Genomic DNA, 25130 nt, shown 5'->3' on the forward strand with positions numbered 1-25130 from the left:
CCGTCAACCCCGTCGACAACGGATGGCGGATCCTGTCCGACGCCGACACCGACGACTTCCTCAACACGCCCGGCAACCTCGTCGTGGCCAGCTTCAACTCCATCGCCAACATCGAGCCCGCCCTGATCGGCATCTACACCCTGCCCGTGGGCACCGACCTCCAGCTCGTCGTCCACAACGGACGCCGCCGCTGGTACGACAACACCACCGGCCAGGACATCACCGACCAACTGTAGAACACCACGCACCCCGACCCCGGCACCCCTCCTTCGGCCAGGACCACCAGCTGGAACCGAACACCCACCACCACGCCGAGGGACGCGGCGACTTCCACACCAACGACGCCGGCGAGATCACGCACGTCGAAACCCGCTCGGCCGTCGCCAACGGAGGCACCCTCAACCCCGACCTCAACAACCCACTGCCCGACACCACCTACACCGTCGACGAGAAGTTCCACTACACCACCGACGACCAGGCCCGCACAATCCGCTGCCAAGTCGACTCCATGGACCCCATCCCGGCCGCCGACCGCATGCGCGACCCCGCCATCCAGAAAGAGGTCGCCAGATACGGCTCCTCACTGGACGGGACGTACGAGGGCGGGCACCTCGTGGGAACCCAGTTCGGCGGCCCACCGGAGAGACTGAACATGGTCCTCCATCTGGACGGCGTCAACCGCGGCGTGGGCGGCCCCTACTCGAATAGCGTCCATAGCTTCGAGATGGACGCCGCCAGGAACCCGGGGAAGTACACCGACATCGACAGCCTCGCCCTGGGACGACGCACCGCCCTACGAACCACCCTGACCCTCACCGACTCCACCACCCACCACGACATCGACCCGCCCGACCAAGTCACCTCGGCCATCACCGCCATCACCACCGAACTGCGCGACCCCCAAACCCAGGCCAAACCACACGCAGGCGCCTGGACCCGCGAACAGATATCGATGGAAACCGACGACCTCAAACTGGTCACCATTCTACGAATGGGACCACGACCCCGGCTTCACCGACACCGACTGCGCCGACGAACCCCACCTCCACCCCCGCAACCCCCAGCACACCCCCACCTGGCTCGCCCAAGGCGCCGAACGCGCCCACCACCAACCCAACAAACCAACCACCCCCTAAACACACCCAACCCCGCAGAAGGAGTCCTATTCATGGGGTTGCTTAGGTTGTTTTAGCGGAGTACGCGGTGTTTCTCGGACTGAGGGAGTTTTTATTCCCGTGAGTCAGGGCTTGCCCCTGTTGTTTGGACACGCTGATTCCGGCCTTTGGGCTGGGGAGAGCGAGATGATCTGAGCATGGTTAGGAAGAGCTACTCCGAGGAGCTTGCGGCGTCAGGCGATGGAGGTGTACGAGACGACACTGGGGGCGACGGTGCGTGGGATCGTCCAAGACCTGGAGGTCGAGCGCGGCGCGCTGCGCCAGTGGCTGGCCTGGTCAGGGGCCGTGTTCGTCTGTCTTGCAACCGTCCTAGGCTGCCGCACTAAGGAAGTCGTGGGTTATGCGATGGCCGACCACATGCGCGCTTCCCTGGCGTATGAGGCCATCGACATGGCGGTTGGAGGATATCCGGTCGAGAAGGGCGTGACGATCTTCCCGCTCCGACCGGGGCGGCCGGTACACGTCTCAGAAGTTCCTGGACCACCTGGGGTCCTATGGTATCCGCCCGTCCGTCGGGCACACCAGAATGTGCTGGGACAACGCCTGGGCGGAGTCCTGCAACGCCAATACTCAAGAATGAGAGGGTCCACCGAATAACGTACCCCACCAGGGGATAGGCGATCAACGTTATTGCCTCATGGATCGAGCTGAGATGCAATCATGCCCGCTTTCACTCACCCCTGGGATACCGCCCCTTAATGAGGCCGATCAAGAATTCCCGGACCTGAGCAAGACAGCCTGAAGCACAAAACAAGCAGTGTCCGAAAAACACCCAGCAGCCTAAATATCGGACGGCGCCACCGGCGACGGTGAACTCGACGGCGGTGTGAGCGGCCAGCAGACCGGCGGTGATGATGACAGCGGCCGGGGATAAACTGGCAACCAGCGATGAAATGATGAGTGATAAGAGGAGTCTCCGATGACTGACAACAACGATGCCTTCCCCGTTGAGACGGTCCTGTCGGACGGCAGCGTGTTCCGGGTCGTCCCGGTGGGCACCGGTGTGGCGGCGGTCCGTGCCTGGGCCGAGTATCCCTGGCCCATGAGCCCGGCCCAGGCCCTCGCCCTGCGCGACCGCCTCGGCTGGACCTCCTCACCCACCGACGAGGAGATGTTCACCACCGACCACGGCATCGGCGAGAAGGACGCCTGGTTCATCGCCGTCGAGAACGGCAGGAGCACCAGGACCGTCTCCGGCTTCCACCTGTCCCTGACCTGTCGCATCCCCAAGCCGGTCAGGCCGGAGGCCGTTCCCATCGCGGGCAGGGCCTTCGAGGACTACGTCCAGGCCCTCACCGCCGTCTACGGCAAGGGCACACGCTCGCGCAGCCAAGGCGTCCTGTCAGTAAAATGGGCCCTGCCCAACGGGGCATCGGTGGACATGGGCACCGTCGGCCGTGTCGTGTCCGTCGACGTCATCTCCCCGGTGGGCAATGAGATCGCCAGGGGCGAGGCCCAGTACTTCGACGAGATCGCCGACGAGAACGACGTCCCCTACGCCAGCACCCCGGACAACTGACCGCCGATTGCACCGACTCGGCGCGCCGAGCCCCCCTCCCGCCGGCCGCGGCACGCCGACGAGGAGGATAACCCTGTGACTCCCAGCGACACCGGTGACGGCTTTCCCCACCAGACGGTCCTGTCCGATGGCAGCGTGTTCCGGGTCGTCCCGGTGGACACCGGCCTGAGGACGGTCCGCGCCTGGGCCGAGCACTCCTGGCCCATGAGCCCGGCCCAGGCCCTCGCCCTGCGCGACCGCCTCGGCTGGACCTCCTCACCCACAATGGAGACGTTGTTCACCACCGACCACGGCATCGATGAGAAGGACGCCTCCTTCACCACCATCGAGGCCGGCAGGAGCACCAGGACCGTCTCCGGCTTCCACCTGTCCCTGACCTCCCGCATCCCCAAGCCCGTCATGGACGAGGCCGTTCCCATCGCGGCCAGGGCCTTCGAGGCCTACGTCCAGGCCCTCACCGCCGTCTACGGCAAGGGCACACGCAACAAGCGCAAACACACCTCCGCGGCATGGACACTACCCAGCGGAGCCTCGGTGGACATCGGCACCGTCAGCTGGGTCATCAGCATCGATGTTGACTCCCCGGCGCTCAACGAGGCGGCCAGGGGCGAGGCCCACTACTTCGACGAGATCGCCGACGAGAACGACCCCGCCCGCTGACCAACCAACACCACGACCACACCGCACCGGCGCACCGCACCCCCCTCCCACGGATCCCGCCGACCGCGTGCGCGACCCCGCCATCCAGAAGGAGGTCGCCGGATACGGCTCCTCACTGGACGGGACGTACGAGGGCGGACACATCGTGAGAACCCAGTTCGGCGGTCCGCCGGAGAGACTGAACATGTTCCCCCAAACCGATCAGATGAACCGCAGTAGTGGCCTGCGGGGCGTCGAACCGGTCGACCCCAACGGCCAGTTCAAGAGCTACTACGCCTTCGAGACGGACGCCGCCAGGAACCCCGGGAAGTACACCGACATCGACATCACCCTCGACTACGACCCCCACCTGACGGGCACAGACGTCGACAAAGTACCACGGGAAATCGAGATTACGGGAAAGGAGTACGGCAAGCCGATGCCGGATCAGAGTTTCCCGAACCGAGCGGGAAGGAAGTAATTATGCCCAAGTTGAACACATGGGGAATGTCGGCTGAGGAGATTCTCACCGCCGTGCAAAATGCCTTAATAGAGTGGATGAGGCAACAGGGGGCTGTTCGTGTCGACATTGAGTGTCGAGCACTGGGAATGTGGGGCTCCAGAACGACTCATATCACTCTCCCCGACGGTGAGCGCAAAGCGATGACCACTCCACGAGAAGCCGCCTTCAGCGTCGACGACCTGCGCGGGGAACAGATGATTCCTGGTCGTGGGGCGTGGACGTGGGCTCATCTGTGGATGAGCGCCGACGAGCTCGTCCTGCACGCCGACTACGACTGGGACCGCGACGTCGGACCGGCCGACTTCAACTGCGCCGATGAGCTCGAGCGCTTCCCCCGCGACGCCCAGCACACCCCGGCCTGGCTCGCCCAGGGCGCCGCCCGGGGCCGACGCGCCACCCAGATCTACGACCGCCTCGAACACGCCCTGGCCCACTGGCTGAGCACCCAGGAGGACGCCGAGCGCATCGACATCGACAGCCTCGCCCTGGGACGACGCACCGCCCTACGAACCACCCTGACCCTGACCAACGGCACCACCCACCACGACATCGACCTGCCCGACCAAGTCACCTCGGCCATCACCGCCATCACCACCGAACTGCGCGGCCCCCAAACCCAGGCCAAACCACACGCAGGCGCTTGGACCCGCGAACAGATATCGATGGAAACCGACGACCTCAAACTGGTCACCTTCTACGAATGGGACTACGACCCCGGCTTCACCGACACCGACTGCGCCGACGAACTCCACCTCCACCCCCGCGATGCCCAGCACACCCCCACCTGGCTCGCCCAAGGCGCCGAACGCGCCCACCACCAACCCAACAAACCAACCACCCCCTAAACACACCCCACAACCAACCAGACCACCGAACAATCTCCGAAGAACACATAGCAGTCCAGGTCTCGCGGAAGCAGAGGATGGAGAAACCCATGAATGTTCACGACCATTTTCCCGACGAGTCCATGAGGAACCTCCTCGTGGAGGTGCTCACCGAGAACGACCCCGAGCTGGTTCCGCTGTTCTCGACCCAATCCTCAATGACTCAGGAACAAGTAGATGGCGTTAATGACGCATGCTGGAAAGCGATGAAATTCGTGGGAGACAACGGCGACGTCCCCACGGAACGCACAACCAGGCTGGAGCATCTCATCGACGTGCTTGACGAGACCTGGTCAGCAGAGAAAGAGAAGCAGAAGTCGCCTTCAGAGCAAGACGCATCAGCGGTAGGCGGGGCATATGCGAATGGGGGACCTTTCTCACCGGAATCGGCCATCAGGGTGCTGGTCGGCGGTTCCGGGGGCGATCCTCCGCGCTCGCCCGAGCACGCGACGCCGGGCCGCGGCGAGTGAGGCCACGTCAGCGCGATCCTCCGCGCTCGCCCGAGCACGCGACGTCCTCCCGGCGGAAAGCCGATCCGATGCCGATGCCGGCAGGCTGCTTGTCCCTTTGCCGCAGATACGGATACGCCCGCCCCTAACAAGTCCCGTCGCTCCGCACGCCCCGTCAGAAGGGCGAATCCTCCTCCTGCATCCGGTTCCGCCCCTCGCTGATCCCCGCGCGGCCGGGGCCGGACGAGAAGGCATCAGGGTGCTCGCGCGGCGTCGTGCCGCCGCGCGAGCCGCCCGCGCGGTCGTACCCGGATGCACGCGGTCGTACCTCTCCTCACGACGTCGTACCCAAACGCGCGCGGTCGTACCCTGGAGCCCTTCCAAGGTACGACCTGGCGCCACAAGGTACGACCTGGCGCCACAAGGTACGACCGCGCAAGATCCGGACGCGCCGAATCACCGGCACCCGCCCGCCAGCACCCGCACCCTCGAACACGAAGAACCCGTTCACGGTCATTTCCCCGACAAGTCCACAAGCCCATGAGAATCCTCCTCATGGAGGTGCTCACCGAGAACGATCCCGAGTCGCTGCCATCGTTCCCGGCCCAGCCCTGCGCTCCCGGCCCACCCCTCTGCTCCCAGCCCAGTCCCCGATGAGCCGGGAACAGGTGAATCGCATTGATGACGCATGTCGGAAAGCAATGCGATGCGTGGGAGACGACGGCGATGTCCCCACGGAAGGCACAACCAGGTCGGAGTACCTCCTCGACGTGCTTGACGAGATCCGGCCGACGGAAGGGCGGCAGTCCCCCGTCGGAGTGAAGAGCACCCGCGGCGCACGCACTCCCGCCCCCTCGCCCCGCCGACATGCGAGCCTCAGGGCAGGCGGAAGGTCGTCCCGTCGTCGTCGGTGGCGATGAGCCCGTCGGCCAGGAGAGAGGCCAGTGCGCGCCCCGGCTGCTCGTGGTCCGCCGCTCGACCCTCACGGGCCCCGGCACCGGCTCCCGCCGTCAGGAGCGTCTCGGCGCTCAGCGTCGCGCCCGTGTCGGTCCCGCGCAGCCGGGCCATGATCAGACCCCGCGCCTGACGGTCCGTCCCCCGCCACGCCTGTCGGCGTCGCCGTTCGGCGTGCTCATCCGGGGGCGTGCCCGCGGCCAGCCACGCGCACTCCTCGCGCCACGGGCAGTCATCGCAGCGCGGCTCGCGGGCGGTGCACACCAGTGCCCCCAGCTCCATGACCGCCACCGACCAGGCGGCCGCCTCGCCGTCGGCCTCGGGCAGAAGCGCCTCGGCCCGCTCGCGCTCGGCCCGCACCAGCGCGGGAGGAGGCAGGGCCCGACCACCGACCGCGCGAGCGAGCACGCGCCGCACATTGGTGTCCAGCGCGAGGGCCCGGCGCCCGAAGGCGAAGGCCAGGACGGCGCCGGCCGTGTACTCGCCGATCCCCGGCAGCGCCCGCAGCGCCTCGAGGTCGCAGGGCAGTCGGCCGCCGTGGCGCTCGACGACGGCGCGGGCGCAGTCGATGAGTCGCAGCGCCCGACGGGGATACCCCAGCGTGCCCCACACCCGCAGGACCTCCGCGGGCTCGGCCCGCGCCAGGGCGGCCGCATCCGGCCAGCGGTCCATCCACTGCCGCCACGCGGGCACCACCCGGGCGACCGGGGTCTGCTGGCTCATGACCTCCGAGACCAGCACCCCGTAGGGCGTCGTCCCCGGTTCGCGCCACGGCAGGTCCCGCGCGTGCTCGCGGTACCACTCGATGACCGCCCGCGGGGACGGCGCGCCCCGGGCGTCGCACGACGCCATCGCATCCGCTCCGCCCACGGTCCCCGCAGGGACCGCGGGTCTCGCAGGGACCGCGGGTCTCGCAGAACTCACAGCTCGATGAGCATGCGCGTGTTCCCCAGGGTGTTGGGCTTGACCCGCGCCAGGTCGAGGAACTCGGCGACCCCGTCGTCATGACTGCGCACCATCTCGGCGAAGGTGTCCATGCCCACCGGCGTGCCCCAGATCGGGTGGAAGCCGTGGGCGATGAAGAAGTCGACCTCGAAGGTCAGGCAGAAGACGCGTCGCAGGCCCAGGACGCGAGCGCGTTCGAGCAGCTCGCCCAGAATGGCGCCGCCGACCCCCCGATTCAGGCAGTCCTTGCGCACGGCGAGCGTGCGGACCTCGGCGATGTCGTCCCACATGACGTGCAGGGCCCCGCAGCCGATGATGCCGTCGGGCTTCTCCCAAGTGCCGTCGAGCGACCCCGCGCCCTCGGCCACGGTGAACTCCTGGATGTCCTCGAAGTAGGTGATGAGGTCCTTGGCGATGAGGATGCGACGATTGGAATAGGGCCGGACGAGCTCGGCGATGGCGCGGGCGTCCGCGGGGCGAGCGGCGCGCAGGACCGTGCGCCAGGGTCTCGACGACGCAGCGGTGGCCGCGTCCCCGGCGCCGCTCGGGCGGCTCGTATCGCTCATGGGGTCTCCTTCCGCTGATACAGGGCCAGCACCGCACGGGCGGTGGCATCGTCGATGACGAGGTCGGTGGCCACGTGCGCGCGCAGCGCCGCGAGACAGGCCCGGACCTTGCCGGTGCCCGCCACGACGCACAGTCTGCGCGGAATGCGCGCCAGCCGGGCAGGCGTGGGACCGGTGGCGCGGGCATTGAGGTCGATGTCACCCCAGGTGCCATCGGCCCGCAGCAGGACGGTGCACACGTCCCCGACGACGCCCTCGCGCCGGGCGACGGCGAGATCGGCCCGGCTGAGGTGCCCACCGGCGTAGACCTGACTGGGCAGGGCGCCCGAGCCGGTCTCCAGGGTGCCCACGCCGAAGACGGCGAGACGCGCGGCGGCCGCCACCGCCAGGACCCGCTTGATCGAACGCTCCGACCACATGGCCCGACGGGTGCCGGCCCGGTCGAAGAAGGCCGGCACTGGGAAGCCGATCGTGCGCGCCCCCAGGGAGGACCCCATCCGCGACAGCATCCGACCGGCCGAGGGCCCCTCGTGCACGGGGTCCGAGGAGCCGTTGAGCTGAACGATGGTCAGCCCCGGGATGCGCCTGGTCGGCAGCGCCGCCGCCACCTCGCTCATGGTCGTCCCCCAGGCCGAGCCGACGACGAGCCCCGCGTCATCGTCCTCATCACGCCCGTCAGGACCGACGGCGCCGTTGGTACTGCCAGGGCCACCAGCACCGTCGGAGTCGCCGGCGCCGTCAGGGCCGCGGGCCTCCGTGAGCCCGCCGGCCAGCTCGACGAAACGGGAGGCGGCGACAGCGGCCACCTGCTGGAGGCGATGGATCTCCGTGGTGCCCTCGCGCACGGGCACGATATGCGCGCGCACTCCGAACTCGGCCTCGAAACGCGCCTCCGGACCGCCCGCTCCCCCGGGATGGACCAGCTCGATGCGCACGATCCCCTTCCGTCGGGCCCGGGCGAGCAGGCGCGAGACCGTCGAGCGCGAGCAGCGCAGATGACGGGCGATGACCTCCATGGTCTCGGCCTGGACGTAGTACATGGAGGCGGCCTCGAAGACCCGCTGATCCTCGGTGGCCGCGCGCGCCCGCGGGGGCTCGTTCCCGTCCCGCCGCGCGCCCGCGAGGGCGTCGACACAGGCCGCGCCCGCGCGCACGGACTCGTCCGCCGACGTCCCGGCCCTCGGCGGCCGGGGCCGGGCCCCCTGCGACGACTGCGACTCGCCCATCATCTCCCCTCCCCTCGTCGGGGTGTGCACATTCGTGCACGCGCCTTGCTCATCATCTCATCAATCGATGATCCTGAACCCGGGAGTCCGTCGTCGGACGAGTGCAGGCGCATGCAGACGTGACGGACGCAGACGAATGACAGCCGAATACAGACGAAGGAGTCCGCATATGAGCGCGTCCACCGCCTCGGAGACCGCCGCCCTCACAGCGCTCACGCGCGAGCAGCGCGCCACCGCCCTGGAGGCCATGAGCGGGCGGGACGGCGGAGACGATCTCGACGTCCTCGTCGTCGGCGGCGGCATCACCGGGGCCGGCATCGCCCTGGACGCCGCGGCGCGCGGTCTGCGCACCGGCGTGGTCGAGATGGGCGACTGGGCCTCGGGAACCTCCGCATGGTCGTCCAAGCTCGTTCACGGCGGTCTGCGCTACCTCTACCAGCTCGACGTCGCCCTGGTCCGCGAGGCCCTGGCCGAACGCGGCCGCCTGCTGGAGACCACCGCCCCGCACCTGGTCAAGGCCCAGCCCTTCCTGTGGCCTCTCAAGCATCACTACGAGCGCTCCTACTCGGCAGTGGGCGTGGGCATGTACGACGCCCTGGCCCTCGCCGGCGCCCGGGGTCACCGGAGCGTCCCGTTCCAGAGGCACCTGGGACGTCGGGGCGCGCACGCACTCGCCCCGGCTCTCGAGCCCTCGAAGATGGTCGGCGCGATCCGCTTCTACGACGCCCGCGTCGATGACGCGCGCCTCGTCATCGACCTCATCCGCACCGCGGTCGGTCTGGGGGCGCTCGCCGCCTGCCGCACCAAGGTGACCGGCTTCCTCAGGAGCGCCCACGGCGCCGTCACCGGCGCGACCGTCATCGATATCGAGACCGGCACCACCCACGAGATCCGTGCCGCCCGCACGATCAACGCCACCGGCGTGTGGACCGAGGCCACCCAGGACCTGGCCGCCGACGCGGGGGGCCTCGAGGTGCTCGCCTCCAAGGGCATCCACATCGTCGTCCCGAAGGACGCCATCGACGCCGAGGCCGGGATCTTCCTGCGCACCGAGAAGTCCGTCCTGTTCATCATCCCGTGGCCGCGCTACTGGGTCATCGGCACCACCGACACCCCGTGGTCCCAGGACTCCGCCAAGCCGGTGGCCACGGCCGCCGACATCGACTACGTTTTGGACCACGCCAACGAGGTGCTGTCCCGACCCCTGAGCCGCGACGACATCATCGGCGTCTACGCGGGCCTGCGCCCCCTGATCCAGCCCCGGCTCAAGCCCGGCGCCGACCGCCGGCAGACCGCCAGCACGAAGGTCTCCCGCGAGCATACGGTCACGCGCGTGGCACCCGGGCTGACGGCGATCGCCGGAGGCAAGCTGACCACCTACCGCGTCATGGCCCGCGACGCCGTCGACCACGCCCTGGGCGAGGCCCTGGCCCACGCCCACCCCTGCGCGACGGGCGACCTGCCGCTGGTGGGCGCCGCCGGCTATCGCGCCCTGGCGGCACGAGCGGGCGATATCGCCCGCGAGCGCGGATGGACCCTGGCGCGGGTCACCCACCTGCTGGACCGCTACGGGGACGAGCTCCCGGCGCTGCTGGCCTCCATCGACGCCGATCCCTCCCTGGCCCGGCCCCTGGACGGGGCGCCCGCCTTCCTGCGCGCCGAGGTCGCCTGGGCCGTCACCCACGAGGGCGCGGCCCACCTCGACGACGTCCTGCTGCGACGCGTGCGCCTGGACATCGAGCGCCGGGACCACGGGCTGGCCCCCGCCACCGAGGTCCTGGAGGTGATGGCGCCGCTGCTGGGATGGTCCGACGCCGACGTCGAGGCCGAGCGGGCGGCCTACGCCGAGCGGGTCGCCGAGATCGCGGCGGCCGAGGAGGAAGTCGACGACGCCGCCGCGGTCTCCCACCTGACCCGTGCGATCTGAAACCGGTTCCTCGTGTCCGGGATGCGGTGGGTGAGGTGTATGCGGCTGCTCGGGCCTTTTCTCATCGGGGCCGTCGGGGTGCTGGTCGACGGTCCCGGGTCGGGCGCGGGCGCCGGCACCCGCATGAGTCCTGCTGCGTCCCATAGGCCCCGCAGCCCCGTGCCGCGGCCTCGGAGCCCGGAGCGCCGGGGAGCGCGCACCGCTTCGTCGCCGTGCGCCACCGGCCCCGCACGGTCGTACGCGGTCCGGCGCGGTCGTATGTAAAGCCGCGTGGTCGTACTCTCGGTGCACGCGGTCGTACGCAACTCCGCGTGGTCGTACCTTAGAGGGGCTCTAAGGTACGACCACGCGCCCCCCGGGTACGACCACGCAGGACCCCGGGTACGACCACGCAGGACCCCGGGTACGACCACGCAGGACCCCGAGACGCCGAACCACCGGCACCCGCCCACCCCGACCGCGCCCTCGCACACGAAGAACCCTGAAACTCACCGATACTTGACACGGGTCCACGGGCACGAGGCCGCGACCGCCCCTGCCTCCGCCCCACATCTCACAGCGCCGCTCAGAAAGGGCTCCCCATGACCGAGAAGACCCACGTCCTGGCCATCGACCAGGGCACGACCTCCTCTCGCGCCATCCTGTTCGATCACGACGGCCGGATCGCCGCCGTCGATCAGAAGGAGCACGCCCAGATCCTCCCGCGCGCCGGATGGGTCGAGCACGACGCCATGGAGATCTGGCGCAACGTGCGCTCGGTCGTGGCCGGAGTCCTGTCGAAGGCCGAGATCAATCGCCACGAGATCGCCTCTGTGGGCATCACCAACCAGCGGGAGAGCGTCGTCGTATGGGACAGGGCCACCGGCGAGCCCGTCCACAACGTGATCGTGTGGCAGGACACCCGCACCCGGAGGATCTGCGACCGGCTGGCGGCCGCCGCCCCCGACGCCGCCAGCAGCCCCGGATCGTCTGCCCCCTTCCGGGCGGGCCACCGCACCGCCCCCGACGCCGCCAGCACCCCCGGCGCCGCGAGCGCACCGGGCGGCGCCGACTACGACCGCTACAGGGACCGCGTGGGCCTGGGGCTGACCACCTACTTCGCCGGCCCGAAGGTCGCGTGGGTGCTGGAGAACGTCGAGGGCGCCCGCGAGCGCGCCGAGGCCGGCGAGCTCCTCATGGGCACGATGGACACCTGGGTGCTGTGGAACCTGACCGGCGGCGTCGACGGCGGCGTGCACGCCACGGATGTCACCAACGCCTCGCGCACCATGCTCATGAACATCGACACCCTGGACTGGAACGAGGGGATCTGCGCCGACATGGGGATCCCCGCCTCCATGCTCCCCGAGATCCGCCCCTCCTCGGGCGTCTTCGGCTACGGCCGCAAGAACGGACTGCTCATCGACACACCGGTCGCCGGGATCCTGGGGGACCAGCAGGCGGCGACCTTCGGGCAGGCCTGCTTCGAGGTGGGCCAGGTCAAGAACACCTACGGCACCGGTTGCTTCATGCTCATGAACACCGGCGCGACCCCGGTGCGGAGCCGCAACGGCCTGCTGACGACCGTGTGCTACCAGATCGAGGGCCGGGCCCCCGTCTACGCCCTGGAGGGCTCGATCGCGGTGGCCGGCTCGCTGGTGCAGTGGCTGCGGGACAACCTCGGCATCATCACCGAGTCCCAGGAGGTCGAGACGCTGGCCCGCTCCGTGGACGACAACGGCGGCGCCTACTTCGTGCCCGCCTTCTCCGGGCTCTTCGCCCCGCACTGGCGGCCTGACGCGCGCGGCGCCCTGGTGGGGCTGACGCGCTACGTCAACAAGGGCCACATCGCCCGCGCCGTGGAGGAGGCGACGGCCTTCCAGACCCGCGAGGTGCTGGAGGCCATGAACCGGGACGCCGGGCCGTCCGGCGCGCCCCTCCGGGAGCTCAAGGTCGATGGCGGCATGACCCGCGACGAGCTGCTCATGCAGTTCCAGGCCGATCAGATCGGCGTCCCGGTGGTGCGCCCGCGGGTGACTGAGACCACAGCGCTCGGCGCCGCCTATGCCGCCGGCATCGCGGTCGGCTTCTGGTCGGGCACGCGCGACGTCGTCGAGAACTGGGCGGAGGGCCGCCGTTGGGAGCCCGCCATGAACGGCGCCGAGCGCGAGCGCCTATTCCGCAACTGGAGGAAGGCCGTAACGCGTACCCTGGAGTGGGTCGACGACGACGTCGTCGAGTAGCCTCTTAGTCGTCCCCGCACGACTTGTCACCAGCGAGTCGGCACGATCCGCACTCCGGTGCCGGTCCGCGGGGCGCAAGCTGCCGAAGGCGAGGAGAAACAATGGAGCCGGTACAGATCGTGAGCGCGCTGCGCAAGCACGCACCGCTCGCACTGGCGCACATCATCCTGGGCGCCATCATCGGGCTCACCATCGCGCTGCTCAGCCCACCGGTCTACTCCTCCCAGGCCAAGGCGCTCGTGGCGGCCGAAGGCGGTGACGGGACCCGCTCGGTGTCCTCGGCGTCGTCGGTGATCACGACCATCATGCCCACTCTGGTGGAGATCGGGACGTCCCAGTCAGTCGTGGACCAGGTCGCCGCCTCCACCGGGATCGAGCGGAGCAAGGTGGCCGGCGCGGTCACGCTGTCGACCCCGACGAGCAGTCTCATCATCGATGTCACGGCGCGGGCGTCCTCGCCGCAGGAGGCGCAGGCCATCGCCCAGGGGGAGGTCAACGCCCTGCGCGACGCCGTCAGTGAGATGTCGATCCAGAAGGAGGAGGTCACTCTGACGCTGAGCGACCTCGACCGCGCCTCGCTGCCGACCTCGCCGTCGGGCCCCTCGCGCACCCGCTACGCCCTCGTCGGGGCGGTCGCCGGGGCGATTCTCGGTGTGGTGACCGCCCTGCTCATGAGCAAGCTGAGTCCGGCCGCCGCGCAGGAGAATGCACGAGGTGTGACCGACGACACCAATGATCTGGGTCTTGCCGTGGTCACCGACATCGGTGGCGTGTCGGGCGCCGCGGGAGTCGGCCGGGCCGGCGTCGTAGGCCCGGCCAGGGTCGGCCGCCGCGCGAGCGGCGCACCACCGACCATGCCGTTGAGCTATCACCCGACCGGATCCGGGGGCTCACCGTCCGCGCCGTTGACGTGAGGGACGGACTCCCCTTCCCCTCGCCTCCCTCCGAGGGCATCACGGCCGCCGCCGCCGCGTCGGCGATCAGCGCCGCGCCCGCCGCGGGTCCCGCGGATGCCGGCGAGCGCATGGGCGCTGCGGGATCCGCCCCCGCAACGGGCCCGCCCGGTACCGCGGGATCGCCGACCGCCTCCCGGTGGGCCTGGGAGCCGCCGTTGGCCGCGGTCCTGCTCGTACTGGTGGGCTGGCGCACCGAGATCGCCGGCGGACTGCTCATCAGCGACTGCGCGGCACTGGCGGCCCTGCCCGTGACGTGGTCCGCCGTGCGCCGTTCACGGCGCTTCGCGCTCCTGCTCATGCTCGCCCTGTTGGCAGCCGCTACCGGGTGGGCGCTCTCGCTGGCGGCCTACGAGCGCTTCATCGTCGTCTCCTCCATCCAGCGCTCGCAGCTGCTCCTGGCCGTGGGCCTGCCCGCCGCCGTCGCGGCCTTCGCCTGGGGACGCGAGCGGCTCGGTCTTGAGGGCGCTGCGATCGCCCTGGGCATCGGCATGATTCTGAGCAACCTCCACTTCCTGCGGTCTTCGGACAACCCGTGGAAGTTCGGACTGGGCGCCCCCGTGAGCATCGTGACGCTGGCCATCGCCTGCCGATTCGGACGCGGCGCGCAGCTCGTCACCGCGGCGGTCCTGGGCGGCCTCTACCTGGTCCACGACTCCCGCGCCGCCACCGGCATGCTCATGCTCATCGTCGCCCTGCTGATTCTGCAGATCGTCTCGGCCAAGCTCACCATCACCGCGCCGTCGCCGGCTCGCATGCGCGCCCGCCAGATCCTGCTGCTGGTCGGCCTGACGTGCGCGGCAACACTGGCGGTCGTCGCCGCCTCCCTCGCGGGATACCTGGGGAAGGAGGTCCAGCAGCGCACCATGCTCCAGTCCCACGGGACCAACAACCTGATTCTCGCGGCGCGCCCCGAGCTGGGCGCCTCGTGGGAGCTGCTGACGCATCGGCCATGGGGGTACGGGGCCGGGGTCCAGCCCCGCTACGAGGACGTGCGCACCGCCATGCAGGGCATGGCCTCCTTGAACTACAACCCCGACAACGGCTATGTCCGCAACTACATGTTCGGGCACGGCTTCGAGCTGCACTCGGGACTCGTGGACGCCTGGATCGCCCTGTCGCTGCCCGGAGCAGCGCTCGTCGCGTTCGCGGTCTGGCTGGGGCTGCGCGCCCTGTGGGACAACCTGGGGACCGCGCATCTGAAGTCCTGGTTGCTCTTCGCGATGCTCTTCGTGCTCCTGAACACCGCGGTGGGCCCGCTGTCGGTCCTGCCGGCCTACTTCGTCCTCGGCGCGGGAGCGGCCCTGCACGCGGGCAAGGCCCCGCCCCCTCATCAGCCCTCCCGCCAGCGCATGTCGGCCTAGGTCCGTCCCGGGCTCACCGCAATCGGCCGCCCCGTCCCCTCGCCCGCGCGAGGCGGTCTTCGCGGGGTCGGCGGCGAAGACGGCTGCGGACCCCGTCCCCTCGCCCGCGCGCCAGTCCTCCATACCCGGCGGCCCCGAACAGTCCTGGGACCCCGTCCCCTCGCCCGCGCGCCAGTCCTCCATACCCGGCGGCCCCGAACAGTCCTGGGACCCCGTCCCCTCGCCCGCGCGCGCCGGTCATGAGTCAGTCCGGCCTGCCGTACTCCCGGTGGATCCCGCGCCCGACGGAGGCGGCCGCCATGCCCCGTCCACGGGCCACCAGACGCGCCCCGCGCGCCCGATGCACCAGCGACCCGCCGAGCAGTCCGACGCCCGCGCGCGCCGACCCGGCCACGACCCGTATGAGACCACCGCCCAGGGCCCGCGCACGGTCGACGGCGTGCAGACCCGGCCCCGCCAGGGCGAGCTCGACGCGCACCGCGGTGGCCGCATGGGTGCGCTGGCGGCGCAGAATCCAGTCCCGCCGCAGGCGGGCGGGCGGCACGTGATCGCGTACGCGGGCGTCGTCGCACCACCGGATCTCCCCTCCCGCCGCCACGAGCCGTCGGGTGAACAGGGTGTCCTCCCCGCCCGTGGCGCCGAAGGCCTCGTCGAACCGCAGGTCGTGCCCCCTCACGACGTCGAGGTCGAGCAGGAGGTTGTTGGTCGCGGCGACGGGCCGCACGGTGCCCGTCGGCCAGGTGCGCCGCTCGAAGAAGGCGCCCGCGCGCACCCACGCATCGGGTTCGATGTCATAGGCCGGCACGACGAGCCCGGCCACGGCAGCGGGCGTCGTGGCGTCGAAGACGGCCAGCAGCGCTGCGAGCCAGCCCGGCTCGGGCTCCTCGTCGTCGTCGATGAAGATCAGCAGCCTGCGGCCGGCGGCCTCATCCAGAGCCCGGTTGCGCACCGCGGCGACGCCGGGGCGCGTCTCGACCTCGTACCGCAGGCCCACCCCGTCGGGAGCCTCTGCGCACAACGCGGTCACGACCGAGCGCGCCGAGGCCGAGGGATCGTTGTCGATCACGAGCACCTCGACGGCGTCGAGGGCGTCCGAGGCGATCTCCGCGGTCTGAGCCAGCACCCCGCGCACGGCGCGCGCCACGGCATCGGGCCTGCGGTAGGTCGGAATGGCGATCGTCAGGCCCCCCGAGAGGACCGAGCGACCGGAACCCGGCCCGCCGGGGACGCCGGTGCCGCCGGATCCGCCGGAGCCGGGAGACCCGCCGGAGCCGCCGGAACCGTCGTGCGCACGGGGGATGCCGGAACCGCTCGCCGCGGTCATGAGGCATCCTTCGCGCGGCCGTACTCCAGCACGCGCCCCCCGAAGGCGCCCACGACCATGCCCAGACCGCCTCGGCACGACACCTCGTGCACGGCGCGAGCGGCGTCGTCGCCCCGCCCGCGGGCGACCACCGCGCGCGCACCATCGCGCCCCGCCCGAGCCAGCCCCTTGAGGGCGTAGCCCAGGCGCCGGGGCAGGCGCGCCCCGGTAGCGGTGTCGATCCGCACACGCGCCCATGAGGAGCCCGAGCGGAAGGATCGGCGCAGCACCCAGGCGCGGGTGGCGCGCGTCGGCGGCACCCGCTTATCGACGACGGCGCCGGCCGCGAAGCGAATGGTCGCACCTGCCAGGGTCAGGCTGCGGGTGAACAGGGAGTCCTCGCCCCCGCTCAGCCCGTATCGAGGATCGAATCGCAGCGCCAGATCGCGCACGACGGCCAGATCCAGCAGCAGATTGCCGGTATCCGCGCTGGGCACACGGGCGCCGTCGGCGGCGCGCCAGGAGTCGAAGGCGCCACTGGCCACGACCCACGCATCCGGAGCCTCCTCGTAGACCGGCGGGGTGGGACCGGTCACCGCCGCGCATCCGTACTCGCGCCAGGCGGCCAGCAGCGCGCGCAACCAGCCCTCGCGCGGCAGCTCGTCGTCGTCGAGGAAGACCAGCAGGTCCCGATCGTCGCACTCGGTCAGTGCGCGGTTGCGGCCCGCGACGATGCCCGGCACCGGCTCATGGACGTGACTGAGCCGGGGCGCCCCGCCGGCCGGGGACCCGGCGGCCCCGGCCACGACAGCGGCGGCGCCCGCCAGCGGATCGTTGTCGACGACGAGGACGCGCGCCTCGGCCTCCCGACCGATCTGCTCGACCTGATCCAGCAGCAGCGGCAGAAGCTCGGCGAGATAGTCGTTCCGCCGATATGTGAGAATCGCCACGGTCAAACTCGGGCGGGTCGGCACGTCCCGCCGGGAGCGCCCGTCGGGCGCACGACGGCGCGAGGCGCGTGCACCCCTGACCTCCTCGTCTCGAGCGTTCACCGCGCTCCCCTCTCCGCTGCGTGGTCGGCCTCGACGGTACTATTCCAGGGCGCCGCGGTCCCGGCCACCTCACGGACCGCACTTCAGGAAGAGGCCACCATGGGCACCGATCACACGAGCACCGCATCGACGACGGAGGAGACGTCGGAGGAGACGACCTCCCATCTGCTCGCCCGCACCGCCGTCGTCGTCGTCAGCTACGCCGCGCCCGAACTCCTGGAGAGCAATCTGACTCAGGTCTGCCGGGATGTCCCCGAGGCCCGGTTCGTCGTCGTCGACAGCTTCTCGACCCCCGAGGCGCGCGAGGCGACACTCGCGCTGGCGCGCGAGCACGACTGGACCGTCGAGACGCCCGACACCAACACCGGCTTCGGCGGCGGTGTGAACCTCGGCGCGGCTCGCGCCCGCGACGAGGGCGCCGAGATCCTCCTTCTGCTCAATCCCGATGCGACGATCTCCCGGGAGAACCTCATCCGGCTCGTCAGCCGGGTGCGGGCCGAGCCGCTGACGCTGGTGGCTCCCGTACTGACCAACTCCGAGGGACGGGTCGTGGCGGATCGAACGGTGGTGTGCCTGGCGGACGGATCCATGCGCTCACCGCGCTCGACCAAGCCCATTCCCCCGGGCGGAACCCGCCCGTGGCTCAGCGGAGCCTGTCTGGCGCTGTCCACGCGTCTGTTCGAGGTCACCGGAGGCTTCGACGAGCGCTACTTCCTGTACTGGGAGGACGTCGATTTCTGCGCACGAGTGTTCGACGTCGGCGGCGCCCTCATGCTCGCCCGAGGCGCGGCGGCCGTCCACGACGAGGGCGGCACCCAGGCGGACCAGACCGCCTCCGACGGGAGACGCGCGAAGTCCGACACCTACTACTACTACAACGCGCGCAATCGTCTGCTCTACGCGGCCCTTCGGCTGGACCGTGCCGAGCAGCGCCGTTGGGCCGCCACCTCGGCGGCGGCCGCGCGGGAGATCGTCCTACGGGGAGGGCGGCGCCAGCTGCTCAGCTCACGCTCCTCGCTGCGGGCCGCCTGGGCGGGCACTCGCGACGGACTGCGGCTCCTGCGCCGGATTCAGCGCGGCGAGCCGCCGGCCGAGGGCGTACCGCTCACCCGCTGAGAACCGCCGTACAGCCACCGGCGCGGGGTGGTGCAGCGCGGCGCGGGCACGGCTCACCACGAGACGACTACGAGGCCCTGCATCCGCCCGCGCGCGAGAAGTCTGCGAGTCCTTCCCGACGACCGGCGTGGACTCCGCCCGCATCCGCCCGCGCGAGAAAACTGCGCACCCAATCCACGGCCCGAGTCCGGACGCCTTCCGGACAGCATCGGTGCGCGCCGAGGGCCCTTGAGGGTCCTCGGCGCGCACCGGCGTTACTCATCGTCCCAGCGCGGGACGGAGCGCGGAATCAGCGCAGGCGCGTGACCTTCACCGAGTCGACCGCGAGGTTGATCGTCTCGGGGCCGGCAGACCCCGACACGTAGGTTCCGAAGCCGATCGAACCCGGCGCGGCCAGGGCGGCGTCGTCATCGGTCTTGTCCACCTGCCACTGATCGGGCTCGGAGTCGCCGATCCAGGCGCGGGCGCGCACGGCGGTGGACTCGGCGCCGTCGAGAGCGAAACGCAGGTGGAGAGGCTGCCCCACCGTGTACGTTCCCACGTTGGCGGTGCCGATCACCGTATCGGTGTCGCCGACCTTCTTCCCGACCGTCATCGTCACAGCGCCGTCGGCCCCGATGCGGAACTCCGCGTGGTAGCGGCCGGCCTCCGTCTGGCGACCGATGTAGGTGATGTACGTGCCGTTACCGCTCGCCAGAGCGTCCAGGGACATGTCGACCTGCGACTCCGTGGAGGTGGAGTCGATCACCTGGGAGTGGACCGAGGAGGAGGAGCGCGCCCCCTTCATGGCGATCATGCCCTTGGAGTCGGCGGTGGAGTAGCCGCTCCGGCCCCAGTCGATCGTCCAGTCGCCGCCCTTGGCCGCGGAGCCCCAACCGCCCTGGGTGGTCCGGTCGAAGGAGTCCTCGAAGAAGGCCTGGCCGACGCCGACATCGCCGCCCGGATCCGGCTGGTCGGGCTGATCCGGCTCGTCATCCCCCGGCTGTCCGGCCGCCGTGACGTCCACCCAGTCGGAGTAGGCGGAGGCGCCCCACGGGTCCTCCACGACGACGCGGTAGCGGTGAGAGCTGCCGGGCTTGACGGTGTCGCTGGCGCTGAGCTGGGGCAGGTCCCAGAAGCTGGCCGAGACCGTCTGAGTCGACACCGGCTTGGAGTCGGCGGTGTCGCGGTAGACCTTGTAGGTCAGCTCCTGATCGTCACGATCCCAGTTGGCCGGGAAGGAGAGGTTGACGACACCGGAGTCGGTCGAGTCCGCCGTCACCTTGTAGGCGCTGCCCTTGTTCTCCGGCCCCATCTTGTTGGGAGCCAGGTCGCGGCGGGCGAAGCGCACCAGGCCCTGCTGGCCGGTGCCGTTGACGGCGGTGAACTCGCCGCCGTAGACGATGTAGTCCTTGTTGCCCTCGACCGTCCAGGTCGCCTGGCTCAGACCGGTGAAGGAGCCCGTCGTGAACGTGGGGTAGAAGTTGAGGTTGGTGGGCGCCGGCTGGCCGCGGTGATCGGCGTACCAGCGCGCCGTGTTCGGCAGGACCTTACCGGTGGCGCGATTCGTGAAAGCCACGGCGTGGTGGTACTCCCTGGCGTTGGGCAGCCCGCCGATGTTCGAGCAGTCGTGGGTGTGGCTGGAGGCGTAGACGACGTCGCCCATGGGCTGGACGTCGTAGGTGTCCCCGTGGCAGTCCGCCAGGTACGCCAGCTCACCGGTGGTCCAGTCGGCGCGGAACAGGCCCTCGATGTTGGCCTGACTGCTGTTCATGGAGTAACCCGTGCCGTAGAGCCCCTGGTCGTCGGCCTTCAGGCTCATGATGGCCCCGGAGTCGCCGGCGTTGCTCACGACCGAGTTGAGACTGTTCATGCGCACACTGCCGTCGTTCTCCAGGATCGCCATTCCGTAGCCGGGATCCATCGAGGAATTGACGGAGGTGAAGCTGCCCCCGATGGCCAGGCCGTTGCCGTCCGGAGCGACTGCGATCGTCATCACCACGCGGTTATCGACCTGAGGGGCGAAGTCCGTCAGCTTGCGCGAGCCCAGGTCGAAGGCGGCGACTCGCTGCCGGGTCTGGGAGTTGACATCGGTGAAGGCGCCCCCGATGTAGAGGGTCGAGCCGTCCTTCGAGAGCTCCACGGCCTTGACCGTGGCGTTGGCCGCCAGGCCCAGGTGCCGACGGGAGCCGTCGGCGGCCGAGACCGCGCCGACGCGATAGGTGCCGACGTCGTTGATCTTGGTGAAGCTGCCCCCGAGGTAGAGCGTGGAGCCGTCGGGGGAGGCCTTGATGGAGCGCACCTCGCCGTTGGTCGTCGGCGCCCAGCCCAGCAGCTCGCCGGTGTTGATGTCGTAGGCCATGAGGTTGGAGCGGGACTGCTCGTTCTCACCGACGGCCGAGCCCGCGGGGCGCGCCGAGTCGAACTTCCCGGCGACGTAGACGGTGTTGCCGACGACCTCCTGGTCCCACACCACGCCGTTCCCGATCTGGGCGGTGGGCAGGGCGTCGGCGGAGACGGTCTGGTCCGCCTTCTGGGCGGCGTCCTTCTGATCGGCGGGAGGCTGCTCGCCGTCGGCGGCCCGCTCCCGGTCGGCGCCGTCCTGACCGGCGGCGCCCTTATCGCCGTTGTCGGCGCCGTTCTGGTCGGCGCCCTTCTGATCGCCCGCCTTCTGGGCGGCGTCCTTCCGATCGGCCTGATCGGCGGGCACCTGCTGATCAGCGGGCGTCTGACTCATCGATTCGTCGGCACGGGCGCTCGTCACCGGCAGCAGACCGGTGACGAGCAGGAGAATACTCAATGTGAACGCTGGTAGCGAAATTCGCAAGTGGCGAGGCACGAGGCGGCTCCGTCCAAAGATTGGTTCGGCGCCCACTGGGGTGCGGCGGGCGCCTTGGCTGTGCTGGGAAGCGCCGCCCTCCGCCAGGCAGGGGGAGCGACGCGGGATTAATGGGAAACGTTACCCCATTGAGACGCGTATGGGGAACAGGTCGGGAGGGGCGACTCGCGAGCCTCCCGCACGGGGCATCGGCAGGGCGTCCACGGGCGCCACTGACGCGCTCGCGCCGTCACGACGTCGGAGCCCGCCCGCGCAATCGGTTCAGGCACCCGCGCAGGACACGCGCCGTCACGACGTCGGAGCCTCCCCCTGGAAGACGGCCGCGCGCGACTCCGCGCCCGAATCGACGACCACGCTGACGGATCCGCGCTCCTCAACGGGGACGACGAACCCGTACTCGACGACGATGCCCTGCCCGGGCGCCAGCGAGGCGGGAACCACGTCGGACGCCCCCTCGACCGCGTCCGCGGGCACGGCATCCGCACCATATGTGACTGTAACCACAAGACCGCTCAGCGATATGTCCTGTCCTGTGGAGTTTCCCACAGTCACGGGAACGATGATGCCCGCGCCGCCGATCTCGCCGGGGGCGGCTGCGATATCGGCCGCCCTCAGAGCGCCGATCTGCACGTTCAGGCCGTTGTCGAGAGCCGCGGCCTGGTCGAGGCCCTGGGCCGGGAGCTCGCCGGGAGCCGAGTCGCCGGAGTCGTCGCCGTCGGCGGAGTCAGTCGCGGGCGCGGACTCCGTCGCCGTCGGCGAGGGCGGGGCCGTCGTCGCGACGGTCGGCACGGCGGCCGGATCGGGGGTGCCGGTCGAGGTCTCGGGCGCGTCGGACGGCTCCGCGGAGGCGCTGGCGTCGGCCGCCGGGGAGTCGGAGCGGGAGCAGCCGGTCAGCACGGCGCCCGCCATGGTGAGCGGAAGGAGGACGAGGGCGGTGATGCGCAAGGGTCTGTTCATTGGCGCAGGATAGGCGCATTCTCCCATCACGCGCATCGTCGCCACCCGGCGCGATAGCCTGGCCGTGTCATCCCGCTCCCGCCCCCATGGAAGGCCACCGTGACCGTCTCCTCCCCCCAGAGCCTGAGAATCGCGATGATCGGGACGCGTGGTGTGCCCGCGCGCTACGGCGGCTTCGAGACCGCGATCGAGGAAGTCGGCCGCCGCCTGGCCGACCGGGGCCACCGCGTCCTGGTCTACTCCCGCAACCCCGACTCCTCGGCGCCTCTGCCGCGCACCTACAGGGGCATGCGCGTGATCGAGCTGCCCGCCATGCGACGCCGCAGCCTGGAGACCCTCTCCCACACCGGAGCCTCGATCACGCACCTGCTGCCGCGGGTCCACCCGGACGTCGCCTTCGTCTTCAACGCCGCCAACTCCCCCTTCCTGCCGGCGCTGCGCGCCGCGCGGATCCCCGTGGCCACGCACGTGGACGGCCTGGAGTGGAAGCGCGGCAAGTGGGGACCGACCGGCCGGCGCTACTACCGTGCGGCGGAGACCCTCGCGGTCCGCTACTCCGACGCCCTGATCGCCGACGCCCGGGGCATCGCCGACTACTACGCCCGGGAGTTCTCCGCCCCCACCGAGCTCATCGCCTACGGCGCCCCGCAGGTGCCCACGCGCACCGACCGGCTGCCCGAGCTGAACCTGGAGGCGGGCGAGTACCACCTGGTGGTGGCGCGCTTCGAGGTCGAGAACCACGTCGATGTCGTCGTCGATGGCTACACCCGCTCGTCGGCCCGCCGGCCGCTCGTCGTCGTCGGCTCGGCCCCCTACTCCGACGACTACACCCGCCGGGTGGAGGGACTGGCCGACTCCCGCACGCGGCTCCTGGGCGGCGTGTGGGACCAGGAGCTGCTCGACCAGCTCTACACCGGGGCGCTCGTCTACCACCACGGTCACTCCGTGGGCGGCACCAACCCGTCCCTGCTGCGAGCCATCGGCGCGGGGACCGCCGTGAACGCCTTCGACGTGTCCTTCAACCGCGAGGTCCTGGGCGAGGCCGGGCGGTACTGGTCGGATGCCGACGACGTCACCGCCCTGATCGCCTCCGCGGAGGCCGATCCCGCCGCCCAGCTGGAGCGCGGCGCCCTGTCCCTGGAGCGCGCCCGCCTCTACGACTGGGACGAGGTCGCGGACCGCTACGAGGCGCTGGCCCGGCGCCTGGCCGCCGCCGGCCCCTCCTCGCACCGCCCCAGCGGCAGGCGCGCGGGGGTGGACGGATGAGCACCGTCCTGGTCGCCCACCCCTCGCCCGACCTCTACGGCTCCGATCGCCAGCTGCTGGAGACGATCCGGGCCCTGACCGACGCGGGTCACCGCGTCAACGCCGCGCTGCCCGACGACGGGCCGCTCCTGGCGGAGCTGGAGGCGCTCGGGGCACGGGCGGCGATCGTGCCCTTCACGGTGCTGCGCAAGTCCCTGCTGAGCCCTCGCGGGCTCCTCGGGCTGGCGGCCCGCTCCGGCGGGGAGATCTCCCGGTTGCGGGCCCTGATCAAGGCGAACGACGCCGATCTCGTCCTGGTCAACACCGTCACCCTGCCATGGTGGGCCCCGGCCGGTCGCGCCGCCGGCGTGCCGGTCCTGGCGCACGTCCACGAGGCGGAGGACACCCAGAACCTGCTGGTGCGCGCCGGGCTCAACGCCCCGTTGCTGGCGGCCTCCCGCGTGGTGGTCAACTCGCAGGCGGCCCACGACACCCTCGTACGGGCGCAACCGCTGCTGGCACGGCGCACGCAGGTGGTCCACAACGGCGTTCCCGCGCCGGAGGCCCCTCCGCGCCCGCTGCGCGAGCGCCTGCCGCAGGCGAGCTTCCGGATCGCCATGGTGGCCAGGCTCTCCCCGCGCAAGGGCGTCGATGTCGCCCTGGATGCACTGGGGCACCTGCGCGCCGATGGGCTGAACGCCACCCTGCAGGTGTGCGGATCGGTGTTCCCCGGCTATGAGTGGTACGAGGAGGAGCTGCGCGAGCGCGCGGCGCAACCCGACCTGGCCGGTCACGTGGAACTACTCGGCTACGTGCATCCGACCTGGCCGGTGCTCTACGACGCCGATGCCGTCATCGTCCCCTCGCGGGTCGAGCCCTTCGGCAACACGGCGGTCGAGGCCATGCACGCCGAGCGACCCCTGGCGGCCTCCCGAGTGCAGGGACTGGCCGAGGTCGTCACGGATGGCGTCACCGGGCTGCTGGTCGAGCCCGGATCGCCGCGAGCGCTCGCGGACGCGCTGCTCAGCCTGGCGGCCGACCCCGGGCGGGCCCGCGCGCTGGCTCGGACCGCCAGGCGGGAGGCCGCCGAGCGCTTCGGGGTCGAGCGCTACCGCAGGGCGATGGCCGAGGTCGTCGACGACCTGCTGGCGGGGAGCGCGAGCACGCCGTCCTGAGGCGCGGAGCGGGAGAGACGGGAGGGCCTCCCCCGCCGTCGGACCGATCTCGACGCGGAACCCGACCGATCTCGACGCGGAACCGAACCGATCTCGACGCGGAACCGAACCGATCTCG

The 25130-nt window shown here is 70.6% G+C and carries 21 protein-coding genes; 14 read left to right on the forward strand and 7 right to left on the reverse strand.

Features of this window, described 5'->3' with window-relative positions:
• The 7 genes from G448_RS18380 to G448_RS18095 form a co-directional block, all read left to right on the forward strand.
• The coding region (locus tag G448_RS18380) for an immunity protein Imm33 domain-containing protein (protein WP_026406540.1) at positions 1-236 on the forward strand (236 nt) is incomplete at its 5' end.
• 185 nt (positions 237-421) lie between these two features.
• Complete coding sequence (locus G448_RS18385; protein ID WP_245572241.1) at positions 422-1192, forward strand: DNA/RNA non-specific endonuclease; 771 nt, start codon at positions 422-424, stop codon at positions 1190-1192.
• Between the two features lie 902 nt (positions 1193-2094).
• The gene (locus G448_RS0107010; protein ID WP_026407409.1) at positions 2095-2694 is read left to right on the forward strand and encodes a DUF6301 family protein; all 600 of its coding nucleotides are present in this window, start codon (positions 2095-2097) and stop codon (positions 2692-2694) included.
• Positions 2695-2859: 165 nt separating this feature from the next.
• A complete protein-coding gene (locus tag G448_RS0107015) occupies positions 2860-3354 on the forward strand; it encodes a DUF6301 family protein (protein WP_281170945.1) in 495 nt (164 codons plus the stop codon).
• Between the two features lie 67 nt (positions 3355-3421).
• Positions 3422-3814 carry a DNA/RNA non-specific endonuclease gene (locus G448_RS0107020; protein WP_026407411.1) on the forward strand — a complete coding sequence of 131 codons (393 nt, stop codon included), beginning with the start codon at positions 3422-3424 and terminating at the stop codon, positions 3812-3814.
• A gap of 182 nt (positions 3815-3996) precedes the next feature.
• Positions 3997-4701 carry a hypothetical protein gene (locus G448_RS15540; protein ID WP_156910957.1) on the forward strand — a complete coding sequence of 235 codons (705 nt, stop codon included), beginning with the start codon at positions 3997-3999 and terminating at the stop codon, positions 4699-4701.
• Between the two features lie 89 nt (positions 4702-4790).
• Entirely contained in the window at positions 4791-5210 is a 420-nt protein-coding gene (locus G448_RS18095; protein WP_156910958.1) for a hypothetical protein, read from the forward strand.
• 855 nt (positions 5211-6065) lie between these two features.
• Here G448_RS18095 and G448_RS0107030 read toward each other — a convergent pair.
• The 3 genes from G448_RS0107030 to G448_RS0107040 all read right to left on the reverse strand — a co-directional run bounded on the left by G448_RS0107030 (position 6066) and on the right by G448_RS0107040 (position 8694).
• Positions 6066-6995: an HhH-GPD family protein gene (locus G448_RS0107030; protein WP_026407412.1), complete on the reverse strand. Its 930-nt coding sequence runs from the start codon at positions 6993-6995 to the stop codon at positions 6066-6068.
• A gap of 68 nt (positions 6996-7063) precedes the next feature.
• The gene (locus G448_RS0107035) at positions 7064-7654 is read right to left on the reverse strand and encodes an amino-acid N-acetyltransferase (RefSeq protein ID WP_026407413.1); all 591 of its coding nucleotides are present in this window, start codon (positions 7652-7654) and stop codon (positions 7064-7066) included.
• Complete coding sequence (locus tag G448_RS0107040; protein ID WP_245572242.1) at positions 7651-8694, reverse strand: sugar-binding transcriptional regulator; 1044 nt, start codon at positions 8692-8694, stop codon at positions 7651-7653. The genes G448_RS0107035 and G448_RS0107040 overlap by 4 nt, the downstream gene beginning before the upstream one ends.
• A 355-nt stretch (positions 8695-9049) precedes the next feature.
• On the opposite strand from G448_RS0107040, the gene G448_RS0107045 reads away from it, so the two are divergent.
• From G448_RS0107045 to G448_RS0107060, 4 genes are all read left to right on the forward strand, one after another.
• Positions 9050-10807 (forward strand): glycerol-3-phosphate dehydrogenase/oxidase, encoded by a 1758-nt coding sequence (locus G448_RS0107045; protein WP_034494683.1) that lies wholly within the window; start codon positions 9050-9052, stop codon positions 10805-10807.
• Between the two features lie 581 nt (positions 10808-11388).
• Entirely contained in the window at positions 11389-13029 is a 1641-nt protein-coding gene (locus G448_RS0107050) for an FGGY family carbohydrate kinase (RefSeq protein ID WP_026407416.1), read from the forward strand.
• Positions 13030-13130: 101 nt separating this feature from the next.
• Positions 13131-13943 carry a YveK family protein gene (locus tag G448_RS15545; protein WP_034494685.1) on the forward strand — a complete coding sequence of 271 codons (813 nt, stop codon included), beginning with the start codon at positions 13131-13133 and terminating at the stop codon, positions 13941-13943.
• The gene (locus G448_RS0107060) at positions 13940-15346 is read left to right on the forward strand and encodes a hypothetical protein (protein ID WP_026407417.1); all 1407 of its coding nucleotides are present in this window, start codon (positions 13940-13942) and stop codon (positions 15344-15346) included. The genes G448_RS15545 and G448_RS0107060 overlap by 4 nt, the downstream gene beginning before the upstream one ends.
• Before the next feature lie 244 nt (positions 15347-15590).
• Here the strand turns inward: G448_RS0107060 and G448_RS0107065 are convergent, their stop codons facing one another.
• Positions 15591-16670 (reverse strand): glycosyltransferase family 2 protein, encoded by a 1080-nt coding sequence (locus tag G448_RS0107065; RefSeq protein WP_084436456.1) that lies wholly within the window; start codon positions 16668-16670, stop codon positions 15591-15593.
• Entirely contained in the window at positions 16667-17605 is a 939-nt protein-coding gene (locus G448_RS0107070) for a glycosyltransferase family 2 protein (RefSeq protein WP_315560045.1), read from the reverse strand. Before G448_RS0107070 ends, G448_RS0107065 begins: the two co-directional genes overlap by 4 nt.
• Before the next feature lie 195 nt (positions 17606-17800).
• On the opposite strand from G448_RS0107070, the gene G448_RS0107075 reads away from it, so the two are divergent.
• On the forward strand, positions 17801-18817 hold the full coding sequence (locus G448_RS0107075; protein WP_026407420.1) for a glycosyltransferase family 2 protein: 1017 nt from the start codon (positions 17801-17803) through the stop codon (positions 18815-18817).
• Between the two features lie 289 nt (positions 18818-19106).
• On the opposite strand, the gene G448_RS0107080 is transcribed toward G448_RS0107075, so the two are convergent.
• Together G448_RS0107080 and G448_RS15550 are read right to left on the reverse strand one after the other, a co-directional pair.
• The gene (locus G448_RS0107080; RefSeq protein ID WP_245572233.1) at positions 19107-21596 is read right to left on the reverse strand and encodes a WD40 repeat domain-containing protein; all 2490 of its coding nucleotides are present in this window, start codon (positions 21594-21596) and stop codon (positions 19107-19109) included.
• A 327-nt stretch (positions 21597-21923) separates the two neighbouring features.
• The gene (locus tag G448_RS15550; RefSeq protein WP_211227977.1) at positions 21924-22592 is read right to left on the reverse strand and encodes a hypothetical protein; all 669 of its coding nucleotides are present in this window, start codon (positions 22590-22592) and stop codon (positions 21924-21926) included.
• Between the two features lie 99 nt (positions 22593-22691).
• Here G448_RS15550 and G448_RS0107090 point away from each other — a divergent pair, with 99 nt between their 5' ends.
• Positions 22692-23858: a DUF1972 domain-containing protein gene (locus tag G448_RS0107090; RefSeq protein WP_026407422.1), complete on the forward strand. Its 1167-nt coding sequence runs from the start codon at positions 22692-22694 to the stop codon at positions 23856-23858.
• Positions 23855-25012 carry a glycosyltransferase family 4 protein gene (locus G448_RS0107095; protein WP_026407423.1) on the forward strand — a complete coding sequence of 386 codons (1158 nt, stop codon included), beginning with the start codon at positions 23855-23857 and terminating at the stop codon, positions 25010-25012. Before G448_RS0107090 ends, G448_RS0107095 begins: the two co-directional genes overlap by 4 nt.
• Positions 25013-25130 lie beyond the last annotated feature (118 nt).

It is taken from the genome of Actinomyces gerencseriae DSM 6844, assembly GCF_000429265.1.
In the GTDB taxonomy this organism is placed as follows: domain Bacteria; phylum Actinomycetota; class Actinomycetes; order Actinomycetales; family Actinomycetaceae; genus Actinomyces; species Actinomyces gerencseriae.

Bases quoted from the DNA above. Each gene is read 5' to 3' on its own strand.
- G448_RS0107010 (WP_026407409.1), top strand. From the start codon at position 2,095: ATGACTGACAACAACGATGCCTTCCCCGTTGAGACGGTCCTGTCGGAC.
- G448_RS15540 (WP_156910957.1), top strand. From the start codon at position 3,997: ATGACCACTCCACGAGAAGCCGCCTTCAGCGTCGACGACCTGCGCGGG.
- G448_RS18095 (WP_156910958.1), top strand. From the start codon at position 4,791: ATGAATGTTCACGACCATTTTCCCGACGAGTCCATGAGGAACCTCCTC.
- G448_RS0107030 (WP_026407412.1), bottom strand. From the start codon at position 6,995: ATGGCGTCGTGCGACGCCCGGGGCGCGCCGTCCCCGCGGGCGGTCATC.
- G448_RS0107035 (WP_026407413.1), bottom strand. From the start codon at position 7,654: ATGAGCGATACGAGCCGCCCGAGCGGCGCCGGGGACGCGGCCACCGCT.
- G448_RS0107040 (WP_245572242.1), bottom strand. From the start codon at position 8,694: ATGTACTACGTCCAGGCCGAGACCATGGAGGTCATCGCCCGTCATCTG.
- G448_RS0107045 (WP_034494683.1), top strand. From the start codon at position 9,050: ATGAGCGCGTCCACCGCCTCGGAGACCGCCGCCCTCACAGCGCTCACG.
- G448_RS0107050 (WP_026407416.1), top strand. From the start codon at position 11,389: ATGACCGAGAAGACCCACGTCCTGGCCATCGACCAGGGCACGACCTCC.
- G448_RS15545 (WP_034494685.1), top strand. From the start codon at position 13,131: ATGGAGCCGGTACAGATCGTGAGCGCGCTGCGCAAGCACGCACCGCTC.
- G448_RS0107065 (WP_084436456.1), bottom strand. From the start codon at position 16,670: ATGACCGCGGCGAGCGGTTCCGGCATCCCCCGTGCGCACGACGGTTCC.
- G448_RS0107075 (WP_026407420.1), top strand. From the start codon at position 17,801: ATGGGCACCGATCACACGAGCACCGCATCGACGACGGAGGAGACGTCG.
- G448_RS15550 (WP_211227977.1), bottom strand. From the start codon at position 22,592: ATGAACAGACCCTTGCGCATCACCGCCCTCGTCCTCCTTCCGCTCACC.
- G448_RS0107095 (WP_026407423.1), top strand. From the start codon at position 23,855: ATGAGCACCGTCCTGGTCGCCCACCCCTCGCCCGACCTCTACGGCTCC.